A 23,570-nucleotide genomic window follows, 5' to 3' on the forward strand; every position below is an offset into this window, starting at 1 on the left:
GAGGCTGCCGGTTTTCTCCGGCGTCATTCCTTGTGTCCGTCGTTGTGCCGGTAAAAGATAACCTGAACCGGTTCCAGAGTGACCAGCCCTTCACGCATGAGACTGTCTACCTGCGGTAGAAACGCATCGATTTTTTTCCGGGAATCAATAATTTCAATGACCAGCGGCAGGTCTTCGGAAAGGCGCAGTACCTTGAGGGTGTGTACGCGGCTGTTGGCGCCGAATCCGGAAATGCCGCGCAGCACCGTGGCCCCGGCAAGTCCGGCATGGCGGGCTTTTTCAACCAGCAGTTCATACAGCGGCCTGCCGTCGGATGTGTCGTTTTCACCGGTATAAATGCATAGCCTTGCGGCGTCTTTCGGGGGGGTATGCATAGTGTCTCCTGTGGTTTTAAGGTAGCAGAAGGGTGTTCAGACAAGTTTGCCCAGATACAGGCCGGCCGCCAGCAGCAGGATGCCCAGCACTATCTGTCCCGTTATGTTCAGTGCCGCAAACAGCCATTGCGAGCTGTTGAGCAGCGCCACGCTTTCAAAGATGAATGTGGAGAACGTGGTGAAAGCCCCCATGAATCCGGTGAGGGCAATCATGCGGGCGGCCGGACCCAGAGTAAGTCTGTCTTCAAGAAATCCCCACACCAATCCGAAAAGAAAACAGCCTGTGATGTTGACGACGAACGTCCCCGCAGGGAAGGATGCACCGAAAAGGCGCTGCACGGCACCTGCCAGCGAGTAACGGCTCAGGCTGCCAAGTCCGCCGGCAATGGCTATAAGTAACAGTTTTTGCAAAATGAACCTCCGGTGATGGCATGCCGTTGCCGGTAACTGTGTACAGGGTGAATATGTCTTACGAGGTGGAACTGAAATATACCGGTGTCGACTTCACTGATCTGCGTCCGCGGCTGCATCGGCTTGGCGGCGTCAGCCGCGGGCGCCATTGGGAACGTAATATCGTTTTTGATACTCCGCAACGTGATCTGAAGGCAACGGGAAGACTGTTGCGGCTGCGCTCGCAGCAGTGGGCGCAGCAGTACGGCAGGGACCGGCGCTGTGTGCTTACGCTCAAGGTGCCGCCGGCGCAACCGGTGCCTGATGATGTAAAAGTGTGGGATGAGCGCGAGACGACTGTTGCCGGCTTTGATTCCATGCGTGGCATTCTGGAAGGGCTTGGATACGAGGCCGCATTCCGGTACGATAAGATACGCGAAGAGTGGCTGTGCGCCGGGGTGACGGTATGCCTCGACACACTGGTGTTCGGTGATGTGGTTGAACTTGAGGGAGAGCGGGAGGCCATTTTCCGCCTGGCGGAGGCGCTGGGATTTTCCGGCTGTCAGGCCACCAGAGCAACCTATCACGACCTTAACAGGCAGTACCGCCTGACAGCCGGTCTTCCGCAGGATGATAATTTTCATTTTCCCGATGACGAAGCGGCCTTGTCTCTGCTGGGCAGTATCGCCTGACCGTGGCCTCGACATCTGTGAACGTGACACTATACTGCTTTCTACGGGAGGCACGGAACAACCTATGAGTGACCGTAAGCTGTCCACCAGAGAGGACGCCGATGTCCTGCTGGAGGAGGAACTTAAAGAGCCGCGCCGGTTCAGGGTGCTGCTGCATAATGATGACTATACGTCCATGGATTTTGTTGTGGCCGTACTGATTGATATTTTTCGTAAAAGCCGCGAGCAGGCCATGTCGATAATGCTCAGCGTGCATGAAAAGGGTATAGGCGTGTGCGGCGTCTACACAGCCGAAGTAGCAGAAACCAAAGTAGCCATGGTACATGCCCGTGCCCGGGCCGAAGGTTTTCCGCTCCGGTGCAGCATGGAAGAGGTGTAATATGATCGGCAAGAGGCTTGAAGCCGTTTTATCCGTCGCGGTAAGCGAAGTGAAGGCGAGAAACCATGAGTATCTCACCCTTGAGCATGTGCTGTATGCCATGACGCTGGAACCGCAGGGCATTTATATACTGGAAGGCTGCGGGGCCGATGCCGAGAATCTGCGCAAGCGGTTAGAGATTTTTTTTGATTCTCATCTTGAATCGCTTCCGGAAGAGACCCCCACAGAGGTTGTGCAGACGATGGGGGTGCAGCGCGTGTTGCAGCGGGCCGTCATGCAGATGCAGTCATCCGGCAAAAATGCGGTGGAGCTGGGCGATGTGCTGGCCGCCATGTTTGAAGAGGAAGACTCTTATGCGCTGTATTTTTTGAGGGCGCAGGGGGTGGCGCGGCTCGACGTGCTGGAATTCATTTCGCACGGCATGGGAGACTGGTCCGACGGAGAACCTGAACCGGCAGCGCAGACTGCGGATGGCGGCGAACGGCAGGGCAGAGCTTCTGCTCTTGATCAGTTTACCGTCAATCTGACAGCGCGGGCCCGTGACGGGCTGATTGATCCTCTTATCGGCCGGTCTGCCGAGCTGGAGCGCACAGTGCAGGTGCTTGCCCGCCGCAGAAAGAATAATCCGCTTTTTGTGGGAGACCCCGGCGTGGGCAAGACAGCCATAGCCGAGGGGCTGGCTTTGCGCATTGCGGATGGCGATGTGCCCGAAAGCTTTGCCGATGCCGAAATATTCGCGCTGGATATGGGAACCTTGCTGGCGGGGACAAAATACCGGGGTGATTTCGAGGCCCGGCTTAAAGCGGTTATCAAGGATTTGTCGGCAATTCCTGAAGCCATTTTGTTTATTGATGAAATACATACCATTGTGGGAGCGGGAGCCACCAGCGGCGGTTCAATGGATGCTTCGAACATCCTCAAACCGGTGCTGGCATCGGGTGGCATACGCTGTATCGGCTCCACGACATACGAGGAATACCGCAACCACTTTGAAAAAGACCGTGCGCTTTCGCGGCGGTTTCAGAAAATCGACGTGCAGGAACCTTCGCAGGATGAGTGCCTTGAAATTCTCAAGGGATTGCGTCCGTATTACGAAGAGTTTCACGAAGTGCGTTACACTCAGCCTGCACTCAAGGCGGCGGTGGAACTTTCCAGCCGGTACCTGCAGGACAGGTTTCTGCCTGATAAAGCCATAGATGTCATTGATGAGGCGGGTGCCGTATACAAGCTGGGCGCACACGGGCGCAAGCGCAACACCATTACCGTGAGCGATATTGAGCGTGTTATTTCCCGTATGGCGCAGATTCCCGCACAACGGGTCAGTGTTTCGGACAGGGGCAGGCTGGAACGGCTGGAAGAAGACCTGCATTCCGTTGTCTTTGGCCAGCAGGCTGCGGTGGACAGTGTTACCAAAGCCATCCTGCGGTCACGCGCAGGTCTTTCCAGTCCCGAGCGTCCCACCGGCAGTTTCCTTTTTTATGGTCCCACCGGGGTGGGCAAGACAGAGCTTGCCAAACAGCTGGCTGCTACTCTGGGGGTCAGCTTCATACGCTTTGACATGAGCGAGTATATGGAAAAACACGCCGTGGCCAGGCTTATCGGGGCTCCTCCGGGCTATGTGGGGTTTGATCAGGGCGGGCTGCTTACAGAAGCCGTGCGCAAGACACCTCATGCCGTGGTGCTGCTTGACGAGATTGAAAAAGCACACCCCGATATGTTCAACATTTTGCTGCAGGTAATGGATTACGCCAAACTGACGGATAATACCGGACGCAAAGCCGATTTCCGCAATGTCATTCTTATTATGACCTCCAATGCCGGAGCACAGGAAATGGCGGCCAAAACCATCGGCTTCGGCGACAGTGCCGGGCAGGATATGGCGGCAAAGGGGCTGAAGGCCGTGGAAAAGCTGTTCAGCCCTGAATTCCGTAACCGGCTTGATGCCCTCGTTCCGTTCAGTAATCTTTCCCGCGAAGTGATGCTGAAAATTGTAGAAAAATTCATAAGTGAGCTGCAAAGACAGATGAAGGACAGGCGGGTGACCATCCATCTTTCGGATAAAGCCCGCGAACGTCTGGCGGAGAAAGGATATGATCCCGCTTTCGGCGCCCGGCCCATGGGACGCATCATCAGAACAGGCATTGAGGACGTGCTTGCCCGTGAGGTGCTGTTCGGCAGGCTGCAGAAAGGCGGCACAGTGCGGATAGGAGTCCGCAAGCCGGCAGCGCACGGAGCGGATGATGACCTCGGGCTCACGTTCAGATTCGAGACTCCCGCCTCGTAGCGGTACGGACCCGGGCAGGAGTCTGCATGCACCTTTACGCACTGTCTGAAAAGCTGGAGTTTCCCGACCCGCAGACGGCATCGTCGGAAGGGCTGCTGGCCATAGGGGGTGACCTCAGTGTCGCCCGGCTGGTCACTGCCTACGCAAACGGTATCTTTCCGTGGTACGATGATGACACCCCCATCCTGTGGTGGTCGCCCGACCCGCGGTGTGTGTTGTATCCTTCGCAGCTGCATGTGCCTGCAAGCCTGCGCAGGCGTATCAACTCCGGGCAGTTTGAAGTGACGCTCGATACCGCTTTTGAGGCGGTTATACATGCCTGTGCCGACGCTGCGCGTCCCGGGCAGAGCGGAACATGGATTGTAGATGAGATGATAGACGCCTATATGAATCTGCACGAGGCCGGTGTGGCGCATTCTGTGGAGGTATGGAGCCGCGGTGCGGGTGATGGGCGCGTGCTGGCCGGCGGGCTGTACGGTGTAGCGTTGGGTGGCGTTTTTTACGGCGAGTCAATGTTCTACCGCCGCACTGATGCTTCAAAGGTGGCGGTGGTGTGGCTTGTGCGCCTGCTTGAATTCTGGGGATACCGCGTTGTGGATTGTCAGCAGACTACGACACATATGCTGCGCTTTGGCGCGCAGGAGGTGTCCCGGGCATGTTTTCTGGAAGAGCTTGACCGCGCGCTGCGGATGCCTTTGCGGGCGGGCAGGTGGCAGATACCCGATGGATTCCGCCCGTTGCGGCGCGCGACGCTGCCGGATGAGAATCAGTGAGCTGTAACGCCCGCCGGTATGCCGGCGGGCGTTTTTGATGTGAAAAGGATCAGATGTTTTCGCCCACCAGAGGTTCATGCTGGGCCAGATCATAAAAGCCCTGTATGCCGAACGGCAGAGTGTAGTTACGTACCCTGCTGAAGTGGATGAAACCAAGCGTTTTGCCTTCGGGGATGTCTGAAAGAGCCGTGACCCCCTGCGGGATGGGCAGCGAAAGCGGGCACGCACTGATGCAGGTCAGTCTGGTTGCGTATCTGTCCCTGAGATATTCGACCACACGGTCTCTTTCGTCAGGAGTGAACGCCTCGGCCAGCATGCGTTTTACACCCTCCGGCGAGCCGGGGTTTTCCGGGTCGAGCGGCGGACCGATAAGGTTCTGCCACGGATAGTCAGCCACGTTTTCAATGCTGGCACCGGTTTTGAAAAGGTGGGCTTCAACATCTCTGCGGCCCTTGAAGGTACGGATGGTGATGCTGACAACGTGAATGCGTTCTATAGGCTCATTCCCTTCGGCGGGAACTATGCTTACTTCCATGGAAAACTCCCGGTATGGTATGAAATCGCTCAGTTTATGAAATATTTCTTTTCCTTTGTTCTAGGGGATTTTCCCGCCGGTGTGAAGTGGCTTGCGTATTTACGGAACCGGCAGGACAGGCTAAATACCTATGTTTGCAGCAGGCGGATGCGGTGCCGGATGTCCGGCGGGTACAGGGCCGCTGCGGTTCTTTTTTGATTTTCAGGATGAATCATGCAGGATAGCGTTTTCCGGATAGAGTCGGAGTATGTGCCCAGAGGCGACCAGCCGGAGGCCATCACCCAGTTGAGTGACAACATCAGAGCCGGAGTGGCTCATCAGGTACTGCTGGGGGTGACCGGTTCTGGCAAGACGTTCACCATGGCGCATACCATAGAACGCTGCCAGCGTCCCGCGCTGATTCTTGCTCCCAACAAGACGCTGGCCGCACAGCTGTATAACGAATTCCGCGCGCTGTTTCCGCATAATGCCGTGGAATATTTCGTCAGCTACTATGACTACTACCAGCCGGAAGCCTATGTGCCGACTTCCGACACCTATATAGAAAAAGACTCTTCCATCAACGACAATATAGACAAGCTGCGCCATGCCGCAACGCACGCCCTGCTTACACGACGGGATGTGATCATCATCGCTTCGGTTTCCTGCATCTACGGGCTGGGGTCTCCGGAATACTATTCAAAGATGGTCATACCTGTGGAAGCCGGCCAGCACATGAGCATGGACAGCCTGATAGGCAGACTTGTCGATGTGCAGTACGAGCGCAACGACTATGATTTTCACCGCGGTACATTCCGTGTCCGGGGAGACGTGCTGGAAGTCATTCCCGCCTATCACCACGAGCGGGCGCTGCGGCTGGAGTTTTTCGGCGACGAAATTGATTCCATAAAAGAAATCGACCCGTTGACCGGCAATGTGCTGGGTGATGTGGGCAAAACGGTGATTTATCCTGCAAGCCACTATGTTTCCGACAGAGACAACCTGAACAGAGCCGTTTCCGATATTCGGGAAGAACTGCGTCTACGGCTGGAAGAATACCGGCAGGGGAACAGACTGGTGGAGGCGCAGCGGCTCGAACAGCGAACAATGCTTGATCTTGAAATGATTGAGGAAATGGGCTACTGTACCGGTATTGAAAACTATTCCCGCCATCTGGACGGCCGCACGGCGGGAGAACCTCCGGCGTGTCTGCTTGATTATTTTCCCGATAATTTCATTCTGTTCGTGGATGAATCGCACATTACCGTTTCACAGGTGGGCGCCATGTACAAAGGCGACCGGTCGCGCAAGCAGACGCTGGTTGATTTCGGCTTCCGCCTGCCTTCCGCGCTGGATAACCGTCCGCTGGAGTTCAGCGAATTTGAAAAGCGGCTCAATCAGGTTGTCTATGTTTCGGCCACACCGTCCAGATGGGAGCTTGACCGGTCCGAGGGCATTGTTGTCGAGCAGATTATCCGGCCCACAGGTCTGCTTGATCCGCTGACTGAAGTGCGGCCGACCAAAGGCCAGATGGAAGACCTGATGACCGAGTGCCGCTCCAGAACGGCACGGGATGAGCGGGTGCTTGTAACCACGCTGACCAAGCGCATGGCGGAGGACCTGACAGAATACCTGACATCCATGGGCGTGAGTGCGCGGTATCTGCATTCCGACATCGATACCATGGAGCGCATGGCTATTATTCAGGCGCTGCGTCGTAAAGAATTTGATGTGCTTGTGGGTATTAACCTGCTGCGTGAAGGTCTTGATATTCCGGAAGTTTCTCTGGTGGCCATTTTGGATGCCGACAAAGAGGGCTTTTTGCGCTCCACCGGATCGCTTATTCAGACATTCGGCCGCGCCGCGCGTAATGTGGACGGCCGCGTTATCATGTATGCCGACAACGTGACACGTTCCATGGCTGCGGCCATGCAGGAAACGGAACGCAGACGTGAAAAGCAGCGCCTGTATAACGAGGAGCACGGCATAGAGCCTGTGAGCGTCCGTAAATCGCTTGAGACGCCGTTTGACACGCTGTATTCCGATGCCCGGTCTGCTGCTGCCAAAGGCAGGGGCAAGGGCAGAGGACGGCAGGCTGCACCGGCCCAGACCGCTGCGGAGGACACCACGGCGTACGGCATCAGCGCAGAGGAACTGGGCGGTCTTATCCAGCGTCTTGAACGCGAGATGCGGGAATCGGCGCGCGATCTTGAATTTGAAAAGGCAGCTGAACTGCGCGACAGAATACGTATGCTGCGCGAACGGCTGCTGCAGCAGGATTGAGCTTTTCTGAATCTTTATACGGAACACAGTGCATGGACGAGAAGACGTTACGTGTGCGTATAATACGCCTCCGCAACAGGGTAGGGACATTCTGGCCGCTGGTGTTCAGCCAGCTGACCATGTTTCTGGTCTTTTTTGCGGCGGTGTTCTCATATATGCACATCGAGGGCTGGGATTTCTGGGACAGCTGCTACATGGTGGTTATCACGCTGTCCACGGTTGGCTTTCAGGAAGTACATCCCATGTCCACGCAGGGACGTATTCTGACCACATTGCTTATTCTGACCGGTGTGGGCAACTTTGCGTTCATTCTCGGGGCGTTTTCGCAGATGCTTGTGGAAGGTAAATTATTTAAGGCTTTCGGGAGGCGCAGGGTGCTCAAAGCCATAGCCAGACTCAAAGGGCACAGTATTGTTTGCGGTTACGGCAGAATAGGCCGGGTGGTGGCGGAAGAGATCATGCATGAAGGCGGCTCGGTGGTGGTCATCGAACAGAACCCTGAAAGTGTGACACAACTGGATGAAAAAGGCATTCTGCACATCGCAGGCGACGCCACATCCGACCAGGTTCTTGAAGAGGCCAATATCCGCAATGCGACCAACCTGATAGCCGCGCTGGAGCTGGACTCCGCCAATGTCTATGTGGTTCTCAGCGCCCGTCAGTTTAACCCCGACCTGCACATAGTGGCCCGTGCCGGAGCGGAGTCGCACATAAGCAAGCTGATGCAGGCAGGCGCCAACAAGGTGCTGCTGCCGCATCGCATAGGCGGTCTGCGCATGGCGCAGTCAGTGCTGCGTCCCACCGTTACAAGCTTTGTCGAGCTGACCCAGCGCGGCGGCAAAATGGATATCCAGATGGAGGAACTGCTGATCACGGCATCTTCCGGGCTTGTGGGCAAAGCACTGATGGATTCCGGCATCCGCGCGCGGTTCAATCTTATTGTCATTGCAGTAAAAGATGTGGACGGCACCATGCATTTCAATCCTGCTTCCGATTTTGTCATCAATGCGGGACATACGCTTATCGTGGTCGGTTCAGAAGATAATCTTGCGTTGTTTCAGGAGATTTTGTAGCACGCCATGCGCATTGCGGCTGTTATACTGCACTATGGCAACCCGCAGCTGACCATGCGTCTGCAGCAGCAGATGCTGGCGGCCGATCCGCAGCGGGCGGCGGATATCATGGTACTGGACAACTGCGCACCGGAACCGTTTTGCGGCGCATGGCAGCGGACCTCTGAAAACCTGTACTGGGCGGGGGCGCTGGAATACACTCTTGCGTCTGTCATGGGGCTCGGCTACACGCACCTGTGGTTTTTGAACAACGATATCATGTTTGACACGCGCCCGCCGCTGCTGGCGCGGGCGGAAGCCCGTATGGCCCGCATGCAGCGGCGTACCGGTGCTATAGGGGTGTGGGCGCCTGCCGTGGTGCGCAGCCCTTACCATGAGCATATGGTTGCCGACCCCCGTTACCAGTTCCGGCGGGTTGCGTATGTAGACGGTATCGCACCGGTTATCAGCATTGACTGCTGGCGGCAGACCGGCGGCGTGGACTATGCCGGCAACCCCTACGGATACGGGGTGGATATCTGGTTTTCGCTTTGCGCACACCGTGCGGGTTGGGCGGTGGTGGTGGACAACGGCATTGTTGTGCAGCACGCATATCATTCCACGGCCAGAACAGTGAGCGGTTTTTTAGAGACGGCGGCGCGAGCGGAAAATGAATACCTTACCGCCCGGCTTGGCCCGCAATACAACGAGCTGCTTCAGGATATGAAGCGGCAGTGGACAGACGAGGAGCACCTGTGAAGCAGGATTCGGCCAAGGTTGAACAGCGCATGGAAGAACTGCGCACTTTGCTGGAGTATCACGGTCACCGGTACTACGTGATGGATGAGCCCGAAATATCCGATGCGGAGTACGATGCCCTTTTCAGGGAACTGGTGCGGCTGGAGGAGGAACACCCTGAGCATATCCATCCGGGGTCGCCCACGCATAAGGTTGGCGGGCAGATACTAGACGGACTGAAGCCCCGTGAGCACTCCCTGCGCATGTACAGTCTGGATAACGCATTCGGTATTGAAGAGTTCCGCGAATTTGTCGAGCGCGTTGTCCGGCTGGAACCTGATGCTCCGCTTGAATTCTGGGTTGACCCCAAAATGGACGGGTTGGCCATGGAACTTGTTTATGAAAACGGAGTGTTTTCGCTGGCTGTGACCCGCGGAGACGGCAGCATGGGGGAAGATGTGACCCACACCATGCGCACGGTACGCAATGTCCGCATGCGGCTGAATCCGGAAATTGAAGCACCCGTGCGGCTTGAAGTGCGTGGAGAGGTTATTATCACCCGCGCCGATTTTGAAGCGCTTAATGCGCGGCAGCAGCAGAAGGGGGGCAAACTGTTCGCCAACCCCCGCAATGCCGCCGCAGGCTCTGTTCGCCAGCTGGATTCTTCCGTGGCGGCGGCGCGCCCTCTGCGTTTCATGGCATATGGCGTGGGGCAGGTTGTCTGGGCGGACGGCAGACAGCGCTGGCGGACCCAATATGACATAATGCGGGGACTGCAGGAGCTTGGGTTTGCCGTACCTTCTCAGGGCAGACTGTGCGCTGCGCCTGCAGATGTGGAAGCCGCTTTTACCGAGCTTTCTGCCGCGCGGCATGAACTGCCGTTTGAAATAGACGGCGTTGTCGCCAAGCTGAACGACCTTGACCTGCAGGAGGCTCTGGGGTTTACGGCCAGGGCTCCTCGCTGGGCCATTGCGCTTAAATTTCCCGCGCATCAGGCGCGTACCCGCCTTAAGGACATCAGAATTCAGGTGGGGCGGACTGGTGTGATGACGCCTGTGGCCGAGCTTGAGCCGGTGACTGTGGGCGGGGTGACTGTTTCCAGCGCCACTTTGCATAATGAAGATGAAATACGTGCCAAGGGCCTTATGCTGGGCGATGTTGTCATTGTGCAGCGGGCGGGGGATGTGATTCCCGAAGTGGTACGCGCGGTGCCGGAAGAACGCACCGGAGCTGAACGTGAGTATGTTTTTCCTGCCGTGTGTCCTGTCTGCGGCAGTGCTGCCGTGCGCGGCGAAGGGGAGGCCGCCTGGCGCTGCACCAATATGCAGTGCCCTGCCGTGCGCAAGCAGGCAATCATTCATTTTGTTTCCAAGGCCGGTCTGGACATAGACGGAGTGGGTCGCAAGTGGATTGAGCAGCTGGTGGACAGCGGCAGGGTGGTTTCTCCGGCTGATCTTTTCCGCATTACGCGGGAGGACCTGCTGGGCATGGAGCGCATGGGCGAAAAACTGGCTTCCAATTTTATAGAGGCTTTTGATTCGGCACGCCACGAATCCACGCTCCAGCGTTTCATCTGCGCGCTGGGTATCCGCCATGTGGGTGAACAGACTGCCAGAACGCTTGCCGCCCGTTTCGGCAATATGGACGAACTGATGCGTGCCGATCAGGAGACATTGCAGTCTCTGCGTGATATCGGCGGCGAGGTGGCCGGTTCCATACGAGCTTTTTTTGCCAACGGGCAGAACAGGGAGCTTTTGCAGCAGTTCAAGAATCTTGGTCTGTGGCCCGAGGAGCAGCAGCCTGCAGGTGACAGCACGCCGGTGACACCGCTTGCGGGCAAAAAAATTCTTTTTACCGGTTCGCTGGTGCGTATGACACGCTCTGAAGCCAAAGCTATGGCAGAAAAAGCGGGGGCAGCCGTCATGAGCGGCGTTTCCGCCAGACTTGATATACTTGTGGCCGGAGACAAGCCCGGCAGCAAGCTGGAAAAAGCCCGTTCACTGGGAATAACGGTTCTGACGGAAGATGAATTCATCAGGCAGGCATCAGAGTCTGAAGAAATTTCCGGACAGGCTGCAGATGACTATGAAAACAGTCTGCTGCGCGTGCAGTAGGCGCCAGAGCGAGGAGGACGTCATGAGTGTTTCCGTTATTGTGATGGGTGCCGGCGGGCGTATGGGCACAACCATTACCGGTATGGTGCGTGCTGACGGAGAATGCCGTCTTGCCGGTGTGGTCGAACGCGAAGGCCGCCGTGAAGGACTGGAACATCTGGGCTGTCAGGTGGCCGGAACGCTGGAGGAACTGCTGCCCGGACTGCCCGATGCCGTGGTCATCGATTTTACAGCACCGGAAGCCAGCGTGCATAACGCGCGGGCGTGTGCGCGGCACGGCAGCGGGCTGGTCATCGGCACAACGGGTTTCACCGAAGAACAGAAAGCCGAACTTGCGGATTGCGCATTGCAGACTCCCGTGTTCTGGGCTCCCAACATGAGTGTGGGGGTTAATGTGCTGCTGAAAATTCTGCCTCAGCTGGTGACGTTGTTGGGCGAACAGTATGATCTGGAAATGGTGGAACTGCACCACAACAAAAAGAAAGACTCTCCCAGCGGGACGGCACTGCGTCTTGCCGAATGTCTGGCGGAAGCCCGGAAATGGGATCTGGACACGGTGGCCAATTATCACCGTGAAGGTATCATCGGAGAACGTCCGCACGAGGAAATAGGCATTCAGACCATTCGCGGCGGAGATGTGGTCGGCGTACACACGGTCTATGCTCTGGGCCCCGGCGAGCGCATCGAAGTGACCCATCAGGCCCATTCGCGTGAAACCTTTGCAGCAGGGGCTATCCGTGCCGCAAAGTGGCTGGCGCAGAACAGACCCGGTAAACTGTATACCATGTCGGACATGCTGTAGATGCGTATCGCTCTGTTACAACTGAACCCCGTGGTGGGTGATCTTGCAGCCAATGCGTCTGCCATTGCCGGTGCGGTGCGAAGCGCCAGTGCAGGGGGTGCCCGGCTGTGCGTGACTTCCGAGCTGGCTTTGTGCGGGTATCCCCCCCGCGATCTTCTGCTGATGGACGAATTCATCTCCGCCTGCCGCGGCCATCTGGACAGGCTGGCGCAGGAGCTTGCGGATTGCTGTCCGGTGCTGGTCGGTGCTCCCGTGGCAGCAGCCGGCGATTATCCCGATACCGTGCGCAATGCGGCAGTGCTGCTGCGTGACGGCGTTGCGGAGGTTGCAGGCTCCAAGGTGCTGCTGCCCACGTATGATGTGTTCGACGAACGCCGGTATTTCACCCCGGGGCACCGGTGCGGTCTGGTCACCGTGGACGGATACCGTGTGGGCGTAAGCATCTGCGAAGATATATGGAATGACAAGGAGTACTGGGGAGAGCACAGACGCTATCCCCATGATCCCGTGGCGGAACTCGCCTCGGAAGGTGTGGACCTCTTGGTGAACCTTTCGGCTTCTCCGTTTTCGCTGGGCAAGCAGGCGCAGCGTGAGTCCATGCTGGGTGCCGTGGCGGCGCGTATTGGTGTTCCCGTGGTGTATGTGAATCAGGTCGGCGGTAATGACGATCTGATTTTTGCGGGCAAAAGTATGGTGATGGGCGCCGACGGCACGTTGCTGGCCCGCGCTGCGGGGTTTGTTCCCGAGGTGTTGCTGGCTGATGCCTGCGCCGCGTCGGCCGGTGCTGTCGCACCTGACGCTCCGGAGCCCGAGGCCCAGATATGGCAGGCTCTGGTGCTGGGTACGCGCGACTATGCTGCCAAATGCGGCTTTAAAGGTGCGGTGCTGGGGCTTTCCGGTGGTATTGATTCGGCGCTCGTGGCCTGCATCGCCGCCGAAGCACTGGGGCCGGAAAATGTCCTCGGCGTGATGATGCCTTCTCCGTATTCCAGCAGAGGCAGTGTGGATGATTCGGTTGCACTGGTGCAAAATCTGGGCATACGCTCGCGCGTTGTGCCCATTGAACCGCTGATGCGCTCGTTTGATGCTGCTCTTTCTGAATCTTTTGCAGGGCTGGATGCCGATGTGACAGAAGAAAATATCCAGTCGCGTATCCGTGGCAATATTCTTATGGCCATGTCCAACAAATTCGGCAAAGTGCTGCTGACCACAGGTAACAAGTCCGAGCTGGCCGTGGGGTACTGCACCATTTACGGCGACATGGCAGGAGGACTCGGCGTGATAGCCGACCTGCCCAAAACCATGGTGTACGCCGTGTGCCGTTGGCTTAACAGCGTCCGCGGTTTTGAAGTGATTCCCCGCGCTGTTCTGGAAAAGGCTCCTTCTGCGGAGCTGCGGCCCGACCAGAAGGACGTAGATTCGCTTCCTGACTATGCCGTTCTGGATGATGTGCTGGAACGGCATATCGTGCGGAAGCAGGGGATGGCCGCCATTGTGGCGGCGGGACACCATCCTGAAACGGTACGCCGCATCATCGGGCTTGTCCGGAGGGCGGAATTCAAACGGCGTCAGGCACCGCCCGGCCTCAAGGTCACTGACAGGGCGTTCGGTTCGGGCTGGCGCATGCCGGTGGCGGCCAGATATGCTTGCTGAGCTTGTGCTGCTTTTATCCCCGCTCCTTTCCGGAGCGGGGTTTTTTATTATTCGGTGCTGAACGGCATGCGCATTTCCATACCGAGCAGGGAAGAATTACATTTTATGCCTGCGGGTGCGGCGGTTCTGCCTGCAACTTTTTGATAGCGGCTTTCTGGCTGTAGAAGGCCGCGCCTTCTCCGGCATCTGTAACCAGCGGGGCTGTAAGCCCGTTGGCCCCCCAGCCGCGGCTGACCCAGCCACCGCGCCGCAACCGCACGGCGGAAGGATGAATAGCGGGATCAAAGCGGACGGTGACCTGCATCTGGCCGCCGGGTGTGCAAAGTAAAGCAGCTTCGCCGTCTGCGATGCCCGCCGCCTGTGCCGCGCAAGGCGCTGCGGCAAGTTCCGGCAGGCCCTGTTGCATCCCGGCAGGAATCTGTGAATGCAGTGTGTTGCGGCTTATGAGGGTCAGCAGGAAAAACGGGTAGTCTCCGGAATCTTCCTTGTCAGGTGAAAGTTCGGCGACACAATGGAACAGGCCATCCTGATGGTCTGTACGCATACCTTCATATGCGATGAACGGGTGTTCGGCGGTGGCGAATCCCTCCTGCCGCAGACGGGAAAGCGTTGTCTGCAGAAGCGGGGAATCAAGCGCGCGACGCAGGCATGTCTCTCTGTCCGGCAGACGCACCGGTTCAGAAAGCCTGCTGCCCAGCTCATCCAGTATGTCAAAGTCGTCGCGGCATTCACCGGGCGGCGGAAACACCGGTGCGCAGTAGTTTATCTGGTTGTGCATGAAGGATCCGACTATTTCTTCCCGTTCCAGCATCAGGCTGCACGGCAGAAGGACGTCTGCCAGTGCGGCTGTATCGTTCATAAATGCATCGAGGACAATAACAAATGCATGCCGGAGAGCCGCTGCTGTGGTGTGTGAATCAGGGCACTGGTTGACGAAATTGATGCCCCTGCACAGTACCAGCTCCACAGGGGGGGCTGCACCGGCAAGCTCCTGCCCTATGCGCGGCAGACTCAACCTGCGCGAAGGTTCCGGAAGATCCTGCATCCACTGGCGGTTGAAGTTCCGTGACGACGATATGTTGTAGAAAACACCGGCGCCGTTTTTTCCTATATGGCCGCTTATCATGGCAAGGGCATTTATGTGCCTGACGTTCTGGGCGCCGCGTATGTAGCGCTGCAGCCCCCATCCCAGCAGGGTTGATACAGCGGCATCCGTGTCGGCGTACCAGTCTGTCAGTTTTTCCAGAGCGGCGGTTGATACATCGCACGCCGTCAGCAGGGCGTGTTCATCCATGGCGTCAAGGCAGGCAAGGTATGCGTCTGCATTGGCAGAACAGCGTAAAAGGCGCTGACGGAAACCGGGGCGCGTCAGCAGTCGTCTGGCCGCCGCGGCGGCCAGAAAGCGGTCTGTACCCGGGCGTACTGTGATAACTTCGTCGGCATAGCCTGCGGCGCCTGACGGGCAGGGACTTATGAGCAGAACCTGTGTTCCCTTTTTTCTGGCTTCATTGACAATTTTTGCCAGATGAACCGACGAGCGTGAAATGTCGCGTCCCCAGTTTACAATGCGGTCTGCATTAAAAAGATCGTGGGGATGGTTCATATTCAGCGAACCGAAGTCAGCCTTGCACGCTTCGATACCTGTCTCGTCGCACAGCGAGCCGTGCGTGGCGGCCATACGCAGGCGGGCGGGCAGTTCTCCCGCGGCGTCGAAGAGAACTCCACGGGTTCCTGCACCCCGTATATGCAGCATTTTTTCCGGGGTGGCGCGCAGGGCATCTATTTTCGCGGCACATACAGACAGCGCTTCGTCCCACGAAGCTTTGCGGAGCGTACCGTTGCGGCGCACAAGAGGCGTTGTGATACGTTCGGACGATTGCAGGCGCTGTACGAAGTTTTTTCCTTTGCCGCAGATGAGCCCCTGAGTAAAAGGATGTGCCGGATTGCCCTGTATGGACAGGGTGCCGTCTTGCCGGGGTACGGCCACCATGGAGCAGCAGTCCGGACAGTCGAGTGTGCAGCCTGTTATGAGCTGTGTCATGTCGTTATCCTTTTATGCAGATCAGAGGGCGCAGTCTTGCCACTTTGCGGGCAATGCCTGTCGCGCAGACCGTATCAGTCACATGGTCCACATCCTTATAGGCCAAGGGAGCCTCTTCCGCCAGCAGTTGCGGGCTGTGTGTTCTTACCGAGATTCCGGCATGCTTCAGTGCATCCATAAGACTTCGGGGTTGCTGGCGTTTGCGTGCCTGAGCCCGGCTGAGCAGTCTGCCGGCGCCGTGATTGGCCGAGTACATGCTGGCCTCTGCTCCCCGGGCGGCACATAATATCCAGGATGCTGTGCCCATGCTGCCGCCCACAAGCACAGGCTGTCCCGTTGCATCGAACAGGGGGCCGAGGGCTGCATGGCCGGAAGGCAGAGCACGAGTGGCTCCTTTGCGGTGTACAAAAAGCCGTCTGCTCTGGCCCTCGATGACGTGGTGTTCTTCATTGCAGGTGTTGTGCGAAACATCATACAGCTGGGTGATACGGCAGGAGGGGAACAGCCGCAGAAAGGTTTTGCGGACCATGTGAGCAATGGTTTGCCTGTTAGCCAGCGCACAGTTCCGGCCGGCTTTCATGGCGGCCAGATAGCGGCGGCCGAGGTCTGATGTCAGCGGGGCGTAAGCCAGAGAAGGATCCGGTGCGGGGTGGCCGTCGGGCAGGGCGTTTTGCATGGCTTTTATGTAGTCAGTGGCAATCTGGTGTCCTGTGCCCCGTGAGCCGCTGTGGATGCTGATGGCAATCTGGTTTTCTGCAAGACCGAAATGCGCCGCTGCAGCGGTATCGTGGATGCTGTCGACAATCTGGATTTCAAGATAATGGTTGCCTGACCCCAGAGTACCTAGCTGGCCGGTGAGTCTTTGCCGGGCTTCGGTCGAGACCTGTGCTGCATCAGCTCCGGCAACGCAGCCGTTTTCCTCTGTATGCCACAGGTCTTCCTTTTCGCCCATGCCGTTGCGTACGGCCCATGCGGCGCCTTCATGCAATATCTGTTTTATTTCGTATGCGTTAAGCGAAATATGACTGCTTCGTTTCAGCCCCGCTGGAATGGCACGGAATAGAGCGTCCGCAATTTCGCCGCGTCGCGCATACACTTCTGCGGCAGGTATATCTGTCAGCAGAGTGCGCACACCGCACCCGATGTCGTATCCCACACCGCCGGCGGAAATAATTCCTTCTTTACCGGCACAGAATCCGGCCACACACCCGATGGGAAATCCATACCCTGAGTGGGCATCGGGCATGCATATGACGGAACCGGCGACACCGGGCAGACTGGCTGCAGTTGTCAGCTGGTGTATTGTTTCCGTATCCATGACCGATATGAGAGCTTCCGAAGCAAAAATGTCCACGGGTACTCTCATGGTACCGACCGGGTAGATGCGCCAGCGGTTCTCCGCCTTTCTGACCGGCCGGATGTTCTGGTTGCGCGGGGACATACATGCTCCGTGAATAAAAAAAGGCCGGAGTGTTCCGGCCCGTTGATGATGCGTGTGCTCGTCGGTGTTACCCGTTGTACAGTTTGTCACCGGGAATGACGGTAAAGCCTTTGCCGGTAAGCACTTCAATGGCCTGATCGGTTCTGTCGAACCGGAAAATGAGCACGGCGTTGGTGCCGCCGGGCTGTACATAGGCATACATGTATTCCACATTGACCTTGCTGTCGGAAAGGGTCTGCAGAATATCGTTGAGCCCGCCGGGCTGGTCAGGAACCTCCACAGCGACAACTGTGGTGCGGCCCACGGTGAAGCCTTTGTCTTTCAGTACCTGTTTGGCTTTCTCGTGGTCGGCCACAATCATGCGCAGGATGCCGAAGTCCGAGGTGTCTGCCAGTGACAGCGCACGCAGGTTGATGTTTGCGTCGGCAAGGGCGTTTGTCACTTCGGCCAGACGGCCTGCCTTGTTTTCGAGAAAAACAGAGATCTGTTCGACTTTCATGGCTGGTCAGTCCCGTTTGAGTTGTATGTCATAAACGCACAGGGGCGTCCTCTTCTCTTTTCATTTCAGTATCATTCCCCTTCGCCGATGACAAGAGCACACGGCGCGGGGTTGCGCATGCCCGCTGCTTGGATATACTGTATGGCCGATCAGTCGTTTTGACCCATGATAAACGGCGCAGTACGGAGAATATATGTCCAATCCCATGAATTTTGCTTTTTTAAGAAAATCCCCGCTACCGCCCAACGGCCGCAAAGTGGGCATTATAGGTGCAGGCCCCTCCGGACTTGCCGCCTGCGGATATCTGGCCTGTCTGGGATACGAGGTTGTGGTGTACGACAAACTGCCGCAACCCGGAGGATTGATGGTGTTCGGCATTCCCAGAAAGCGTATTCCGCCTGAACGTATCCGGGCAGGTGTGCGGCGCATGGAACGGCAGTTCGGAGTTGTGTTCCGCACAAAGACAAAAATATGCTGCAGTGCTCCGTTGCATGAAGAGGAAGGCGATCACTTTTCCTGTGATATCCGCGGCCTCGGCGAGCTTGTGGAAGAGCATGATGCGGTCATGATCTGTACCGGTTCATGGAAGTCCCGGAAGCTCGGTATTCCCGGAGAAAATCTGGCGGGAGTGCATTCCGGCCTTGAGTTTTTGTTTCCCATCAGGGCGGCAAAATATGCCTCGCCCAATGTCACCATGCCCGATGTGCGCGGAAAGCGCGTGGCTGTGGTCGGTGCCGGTCATTCCGCCGTTGACGTGGTGGACAGTGCCCATGCGCTTGGTGCCGCCAAAATATACATGATATACAGACGGACAGCCCGCGAGGCCCCCTGCGGCAGTTTCGAGATTGACCGCATCTGCGAGATGGGCGCCGAATGGCTTGAGCGGCGCACACCGCTGCGGGTGGAAGGTGAATGCGGCGTGCAGCGGCTGGAGCTTGCCAACGGTATGACCGGCGAGGCGGAGCATCTGGATGTGGACATGCTTATAACTGCCATCGGTGAAATTCCCACTCCTCCCTTTCAGCAGGAACTGGGGCTAGAAAACGTACGCAAAGGCGAAGTGCGCTGGCTTCATATGACCAGTATAGAGAACGTGTTTGTCGCCGGAGATGTGCTGACAGGTCCCAGCAAGATAGGCAAGGCTGTCTACAGCGGTTTGCGGGCTTCGCGATCGCTGACCAACTGGCTTGACCTGAAGGCGCAGAACCGCGAGGGCGAATACAGATACGACGAGGACAGAATTGTCCCCTAGCCAGCATAGCCCGGAGGCTCAATGTAATGTCCTGTGAAGGGAAAACTCTTTTTATTGATTACAGCCGCTGTATCGGCTGTGAAAGTTGCGAGGCTGTCTGTAAATTTTTGTACGATACGCCGCGCATAGCCATGACTCGTACAGTTGAAGGCATCATGGTTCCTCTGTACTGCAAGCACTGCGAACAGGCACATTGCATGAAAGTGTGCAACCGCGGGGCGCTGATGCGTGACAGAGACGGAGCCGTTGTGCTGCAGCCGCTGCTGTGCCGCGGGTGCGAAACCCGCAACTGTATTCTGGCGTGTCCGTATGCCGCTTTTTTTGCCACTGATCTCGGTGTCACGGTGCAAAAATGTGACCTGTGTGCTTCCAGGCGGGATGTGGGGCTTGAGCCTGCCTGTGTGGAAATGTGCCCGTGCGAGGCCATCATGCTGGTTGACAGGGACACTGTTCCTGACATGGAGACTGAAGAGTCACGCAGGGCTTATGAACGGGTCATGGCCCATATCCGGCCGCCGGCCAGAAAAAAATGACCGTGTTGTCCGTTTACCGACTGCTGTCATGCGGCCATAAAAAAGGGAAGTAGATGCTTCCCTTTTTTATGGCCGCGCTGCCGGAATGTTATTCGTTACGCAGGTCGAGAACCCGTTTGGCTTTGCCTTCCGAACGCTGGATCGAGCGGGGGTCCACAAGACGTACCCTGGCTGTGACGCCGAGGAATTCCTTGATGGTTTTCTGAATGCGGCTTTCAAGCCGCTGAAGGTTTTTGATTTCGTCCGAAAACAGATTTTCCGAAACTTCAACATGCACTTCCATGATATCCAGATTGCCATCCCGTTTGACAACTATCTGATAGTGCGGAGAGGCTCCTTCAGTTTCCAGCAGAATGGACTCGATCTGCGAGGGGAATACATTGACCCCGCGGATAATCAGCATGTCGTCGCTGCGGCCCATTACACGCTTCATACGTACATGGGTTCTGCCGCAGCAGCATGGGGTGTAATTCAGCATGCTGATGTCACGTGTGCGGTAACGGATAAGCGGAATGCCTTCTTTGGTCAGCGTGGTGATGACCAGTTCGCCCTGCTGTCCCGCGGGCAGCTGTTCGCCCGTGACGGGGTCTATTATCTCAGGCAGGAAGTGGTCTTCCCATATGTGCATGCCGTCTTTGGCGTCTTCACATTCCATGGAGACTCCCGGCCCCATGATTTCTGACAGGCCGTATATGTTGACGGCCGAGATGCCCATTTTCTGTTCGATGTCGTGGCGCATTTCATCGGTCCACGGCTCTGCGCCGAAAATACCGATGCGCAGCGGCAGTTCGCGCATGTCGATGCCGGCTTCCAGCGCGGCTTCGTACAAATACAGGCTGTACGAAGGGGTACAGCAGATGGCTGTGGCGCCGAAATCGCGCAGCAGAACCACCTGCCTTTTGGTGTTGCCGCCGGATACCGGAATGACCGTTGCGCCGAGCTTTTCGGCACCGTAATGCGCTCCCAGCCCGCCCGTGAACAGGCCGTAACCGTATGCGTTATGGATCAGGTCGCGGCTGGAAAGTCCGCCCGCGGTGAAGCTGCGTGCCATCATTTCAGCCCAGTTATTGAGATCGCGCGCGGTATAGCCCACCACTGTGGCTTTGCCTGTGGTGCCGCTGGAGGCGTGCAGGCGCACGATGTGCTCCTTTGGCACGGCAAACAGGCCATAAGGATAGTTGTTGCGTAGGTCCTGCTTCTCGGTAAACGGCAGATACTTGAGGTCGGAAAGGCTTTTGATGTCCGCAGGGGTTATTCCCGCTTCGTCAAACTTGCGTCTGTAATGGGGCACATTCGCATAAACCCGTTCACAAAGGTTTTTCAGACGCCTCACCTGAAGAGCTTCAAGCTCTTCCCGCGGCAGTGTTTCGCGGTCCACATCATAAATCATGCCGTTGTCTCCCTCTGGCGCTTTCCAGAAAATTAATATGTCTACCGAGATATAGCAGGATGCCCGTACTGAAACGGACGTAAACTGTTTGTCTGCACCAAAGCAGGGCGGCGGTCAAGCAGGATGGGCCGTGCGGTGCGCGTGACACTGGGAAAAAGAAGGGGCATCTTTTCAGCTGGCTTTTCTGCGGACCGGTACCTGCCCGTTTGGGGTATGGCTGTCTTTGGCAGCGTACGGAGGCGGCATTGCGCCGGGCAGCACTCTGTTCAACGGCTCTGCAGTGCCTCGCAGCGCATGCGGTGCAGCAGGCGTCCCGATTCGGGGCCCCGTCCCTGCTGGTCCGGGGGCAGTTTTACCCGCAGCAGGATATCGAGTTCTTCCGCTGCCGGTCTGCGAAAGTCACTGCCGGTGACAGCTAGGATGAAGGTAAAGAAATCATCGAGTAATGCGGCGAGATGCAGCCGCATGAGCAGCGAAACACGGCTTTCAGCCTTAAGTGCGGGGTAATGCATGCCTTCTTTGTGGCATGAAGCGGCCACCTCGGCAGCGCGTACAAAGGAATTCGGGGCCTTGATGCGTATGGCGAATCTGCGGGCTGCCGGAGCTGCCGCATGGTGCTGCGGCTGTTTCCGCACCGGCGTTGGAGCTGCGGCGGGTGAAGGAGTTTGCGTTGCGCCTGTGTTCAAATCGTGGCACAGAGCCATCCATACAGCCATGGGCACGCCTGCCGCTCTGTCCATGATATCTGCCGTACGGTGCAGCGCGGCCGCATCCTCTTCAGCAGGGGCGAACTCCTGCAGCCATGCGGTCAGGCAGTCAGCCTCGTTGAGTGTCCGCAGAAAGTTGCCCGGCCGTGCACTGTGCAGTACTTTGTGAATTTCGCTGCCGATACGTTCCGGAGCTGCATCCATTATTTTGCCGGAACCGGCTTCTGCACGCATGGCGCGCTTCAGGTCTGCGGAAATGTGAAAACCGGGCAGGGTGGCGGTGAACCTTGCGGCTCTGAACAGCCGTACCGGATCGTCCGCAAGGGCATGAGATGAAGCGGGCGACAGTCTGTGCAGTGCCAGATCCCGCAGGGCTTCAGGATGGGCAAACAGTCTGCCGTCGGCGTCAAGCGCCATGGCATTGACGGTGAAGTCGCGCGAAGCCAGATCCTCATGTATGGTCTTTCCGCGCATGGGGGCGAATTCCAGCCCGTTGTAGATGGCTATGGAAAACTGTGTACCGGCCCTGCGGGCTGTTTTATGCCGCAGCAGAAACTCTTCAAGCGACCCGGAAAATACATAATCGTATTCGCGGGGTGTTCTGCCCAGCAGCATGTCGCGGACCGCACCGCCTACAAGGAATGTCTGCATAGGTTCCGGTACCATATATCGCCGCGGCACAAAAGGGCCGCGGCGTTGCGCGCAGGGTGTTTTTTCCGTGTATGAATGAGGTGGTAATGTCCTTTCCCGTGTACATTCTTTCAAAGCTGCAGGGCTGCAGCATGCGTCCTCTTGCCCCTGAGGCCCTCGGGGGAGCGCATGCCCTCTGGCAGCGTGACGTGCGGCTTTTGCCCGCTTTTGAGCCGTGCCGCAATGAAGTTTATGAAGGATATGCCACCAGCGGTGGCCCCGGTTGCGGTGCGGTTTTCATCTGTGACGGAGTGGGGTCTTCACTGGATGCCGCTCATGCGTTGCACGCTGCCGGAGCACTGCCGGTGTGGACAAGTGTGCTTGCAGTTTCGCAGCAGTCAGGAAGAGGCCAGATGCGCCGTCAGTGGGTGTCGCCGGCAGGCAACATATATGCTGCGCTGCGTTTTCCCGCCGCTTCAAACTATCCTGATTCGCTTTCTTCGCTGGTTGCGGGCTATGTGTTTGCCAGAGCGTTTGAAATGTGCGGTATTGATGTGCGCATGAAGTGGCCCAATGATCTGCTGCTGGACGACTGCAAAATGGCAGGAATTCTGCTGGAAGACCGCAACGGTGCGCTGCTTGTGGGAATAGGTATAAATGTAGCGCACTTTCCCCGGACAGACTGCCTGCGTGAGGGGGCTGCGGTGCCGGCCTGCGGATTGGCTGCAAGGGGTTTCGATTTCGCGCCTTTTGAATTGTGGCGACAGCTTGTCGACCGTGCTTTTTTTTGCTACCGTAATGAGGTTCTTCGCTTCAGTGAAGATGGCTTGATCAGTCGCTTGGAAGCGTATCTTGCCTGGGTAGGCCGTGTTGTGATGATACACGGGAGTGATTTAGGGAGCTGTCCGGGCAGGTTAATGGGCTTGAGCCATGATGGAGCGTTGCGCGTACTCCTGTCCGGTCGGGAGCAGGTCCTCCACTCCTGCAGTCTTTCCCCTATATCATGACACCGTCGTGCCTGAATGAAAC

The 23,570-nt window shown here is 57.3% G+C and carries 21 protein-coding genes; 13 read left to right on the forward strand and 8 right to left on the reverse strand.

The window, feature by feature from the left end; all coding sequences use genetic code 11:
- Positions 1-23: 23 nt before the first annotated feature.
- Together ACZ5D1_RS07720 and ACZ5D1_RS07725 are read right to left on the reverse strand one after the other, a co-directional pair.
- Positions 24-374, reverse strand: a complete 351-nt coding sequence (locus ACZ5D1_RS07720; RefSeq protein ID WP_027181125.1) for a DUF190 domain-containing protein — start codon at positions 372-374, stop codon at positions 24-26.
- A gap of 36 nt (positions 375-410) precedes the next feature.
- Positions 411-785: a fluoride efflux transporter FluC gene (locus tag ACZ5D1_RS07725; protein ID WP_011368003.1), complete on the reverse strand. Its 375-nt coding sequence runs from the start codon at positions 783-785 to the stop codon at positions 411-413.
- Between the two features lie 20 nt (positions 786-805).
- On the opposite strand from ACZ5D1_RS07725, the gene ACZ5D1_RS07730 reads away from it, so the two are divergent.
- The 4 genes from ACZ5D1_RS07730 (at position 806) to aat (ending at position 4,892) form a co-directional block, all read left to right on the forward strand.
- Positions 806-1,456: a class IV adenylate cyclase gene (locus ACZ5D1_RS07730; RefSeq protein WP_234703577.1), complete on the forward strand. Its 651-nt coding sequence runs from the start codon at positions 806-808 to the stop codon at positions 1,454-1,456.
- 64 nt (positions 1,457-1,520) lie between these two features.
- Positions 1,521-1,835: an ATP-dependent Clp protease adapter ClpS gene (clpS, locus tag ACZ5D1_RS07735; protein ID WP_011368001.1), complete on the forward strand. Its 315-nt coding sequence runs from the start codon at positions 1,521-1,523 to the stop codon at positions 1,833-1,835.
- A 1-nt stretch (position 1,836) separates the two neighbouring features.
- Entirely contained in the window at positions 1,837-4,119 is a 2,283-nt protein-coding gene (gene clpA / locus ACZ5D1_RS07740) for an ATP-dependent Clp protease ATP-binding subunit ClpA (RefSeq protein WP_464556455.1), read from the forward strand.
- A gap of 26 nt (positions 4,120-4,145) precedes the next feature.
- A complete protein-coding gene (aat, locus tag ACZ5D1_RS07745; RefSeq protein ID WP_011367999.1) occupies positions 4,146-4,892 on the forward strand; it encodes a leucyl/phenylalanyl-tRNA--protein transferase in 747 nt (248 codons plus the stop codon).
- Between the two features lie 49 nt (positions 4,893-4,941).
- Here aat and ACZ5D1_RS07750 read toward each other — a convergent pair whose 3' ends face one another.
- Positions 4,942-5,427, reverse strand: a complete 486-nt coding sequence (locus ACZ5D1_RS07750; protein ID WP_011367998.1) for a hypothetical protein — start codon at positions 5,425-5,427, stop codon at positions 4,942-4,944.
- A 213-nt stretch (positions 5,428-5,640) separates the two neighbouring features.
- Between ACZ5D1_RS07750 and uvrB the strand changes: the two genes are divergently transcribed.
- Genes uvrB through ACZ5D1_RS07780 form a run of 6 tightly spaced genes read left to right on the forward strand, consistent with a single transcriptional unit; the run spans position 5,641 to position 14,048 of the window.
- Positions 5,641-7,689: an excinuclease ABC subunit UvrB gene (gene uvrB / locus ACZ5D1_RS07755; RefSeq protein ID WP_464556457.1), complete on the forward strand. Its 2,049-nt coding sequence runs from the start codon at positions 5,641-5,643 to the stop codon at positions 7,687-7,689.
- 32 nt (positions 7,690-7,721) lie between these two features.
- Positions 7,722-8,762, forward strand: coding sequence for a potassium channel family protein (locus tag ACZ5D1_RS07760; RefSeq protein WP_464556459.1), 1,041 nt, complete (start codon positions 7,722-7,724; stop codon positions 8,760-8,762).
- 6 nt (positions 8,763-8,768) lie between these two features.
- Positions 8,769-9,500, forward strand: coding sequence for a glycosyltransferase family 2 protein (locus ACZ5D1_RS07765; protein WP_011367995.1), 732 nt, complete (start codon positions 8,769-8,771; stop codon positions 9,498-9,500).
- A gap of 29 nt (positions 9,501-9,529) precedes the next feature.
- Complete coding sequence (gene ligA / locus ACZ5D1_RS07770) at positions 9,530-11,593, forward strand: NAD-dependent DNA ligase LigA (RefSeq protein ID WP_234702925.1); 2,064 nt, start codon at positions 9,530-9,532, stop codon at positions 11,591-11,593.
- Positions 11,594-11,615: 22 nt separating this feature from the next.
- Positions 11,616-12,395: a 4-hydroxy-tetrahydrodipicolinate reductase gene (gene dapB / locus ACZ5D1_RS07775; RefSeq protein WP_027181119.1), complete on the forward strand. Its 780-nt coding sequence runs from the start codon at positions 11,616-11,618 to the stop codon at positions 12,393-12,395.
- Positions 12,396-14,048, forward strand: a complete 1,653-nt coding sequence (locus tag ACZ5D1_RS07780) for an NAD+ synthase (protein WP_011367992.1) — start codon at positions 12,396-12,398, stop codon at positions 14,046-14,048.
- Positions 14,049-14,151: 103 nt separating this feature from the next.
- Here the strand turns inward: ACZ5D1_RS07780 and ACZ5D1_RS07785 are convergent, their stop codons facing one another.
- The 3 genes from ACZ5D1_RS07785 to ACZ5D1_RS07795 form a co-directional block, all read right to left on the reverse strand.
- A complete protein-coding gene (locus tag ACZ5D1_RS07785; protein WP_273237937.1) occupies positions 14,152-16,089 on the reverse strand; it encodes a molybdopterin-dependent oxidoreductase in 1,938 nt (645 codons plus the stop codon).
- A gap of 4 nt (positions 16,090-16,093) precedes the next feature.
- Positions 16,094-17,530: an RtcB family protein gene (locus ACZ5D1_RS07790; RefSeq protein ID WP_464556462.1), complete on the reverse strand. Its 1,437-nt coding sequence runs from the start codon at positions 17,528-17,530 to the stop codon at positions 16,094-16,096.
- A 67-nt stretch (positions 17,531-17,597) separates the two neighbouring features.
- On the reverse strand, positions 17,598-18,029 hold the full coding sequence (locus ACZ5D1_RS07795; protein WP_011367989.1) for an ACT domain-containing protein: 432 nt from the start codon (positions 18,027-18,029) through the stop codon (positions 17,598-17,600).
- Positions 18,030-18,222: 193 nt separating this feature from the next.
- Here ACZ5D1_RS07795 and ACZ5D1_RS07800 point away from each other — a divergent pair, with 193 nt between their 5' ends.
- Positions 18,223-19,281 (forward strand): FAD-dependent oxidoreductase, encoded by a 1,059-nt coding sequence (locus ACZ5D1_RS07800; RefSeq protein ID WP_011367988.1) that lies wholly within the window; start codon positions 18,223-18,225, stop codon positions 19,279-19,281.
- A gap of 26 nt (positions 19,282-19,307) precedes the next feature.
- Positions 19,308-19,814: a 4Fe-4S dicluster domain-containing protein gene (locus ACZ5D1_RS07805; RefSeq protein ID WP_027181116.1), complete on the forward strand. Its 507-nt coding sequence runs from the start codon at positions 19,308-19,310 to the stop codon at positions 19,812-19,814.
- 88 nt (positions 19,815-19,902) lie between these two features.
- Here the strand turns inward: ACZ5D1_RS07805 and ACZ5D1_RS07810 are convergent, their stop codons facing one another.
- Both ACZ5D1_RS07810 and ACZ5D1_RS07815 read right to left on the reverse strand, forming a co-directional pair.
- Positions 19,903-21,204, reverse strand: a complete 1,302-nt coding sequence (locus ACZ5D1_RS07810; RefSeq protein WP_011367986.1) for a phenylacetate--CoA ligase family protein — start codon at positions 21,202-21,204, stop codon at positions 19,903-19,905.
- A 266-nt stretch (positions 21,205-21,470) separates the two neighbouring features.
- Positions 21,471-22,577: a tRNA nucleotidyltransferase/poly(A) polymerase family protein gene (locus ACZ5D1_RS07815; protein WP_464556465.1), complete on the reverse strand. Its 1,107-nt coding sequence runs from the start codon at positions 22,575-22,577 to the stop codon at positions 21,471-21,473.
- A gap of 71 nt (positions 22,578-22,648) precedes the next feature.
- Here ACZ5D1_RS07815 and ACZ5D1_RS07820 point away from each other — a divergent pair, with 71 nt between their 5' ends.
- Positions 22,649-23,548 carry a biotin--[acetyl-CoA-carboxylase] ligase gene (locus tag ACZ5D1_RS07820; protein WP_464556467.1) on the forward strand — a complete coding sequence of 300 codons (900 nt, stop codon included), beginning with the start codon at positions 22,649-22,651 and terminating at the stop codon, positions 23,546-23,548.
- Positions 23,549-23,570: the final 22 nt, after the last annotated feature.

Source organism: Oleidesulfovibrio vietnamensis, assembly GCF_055388115.1.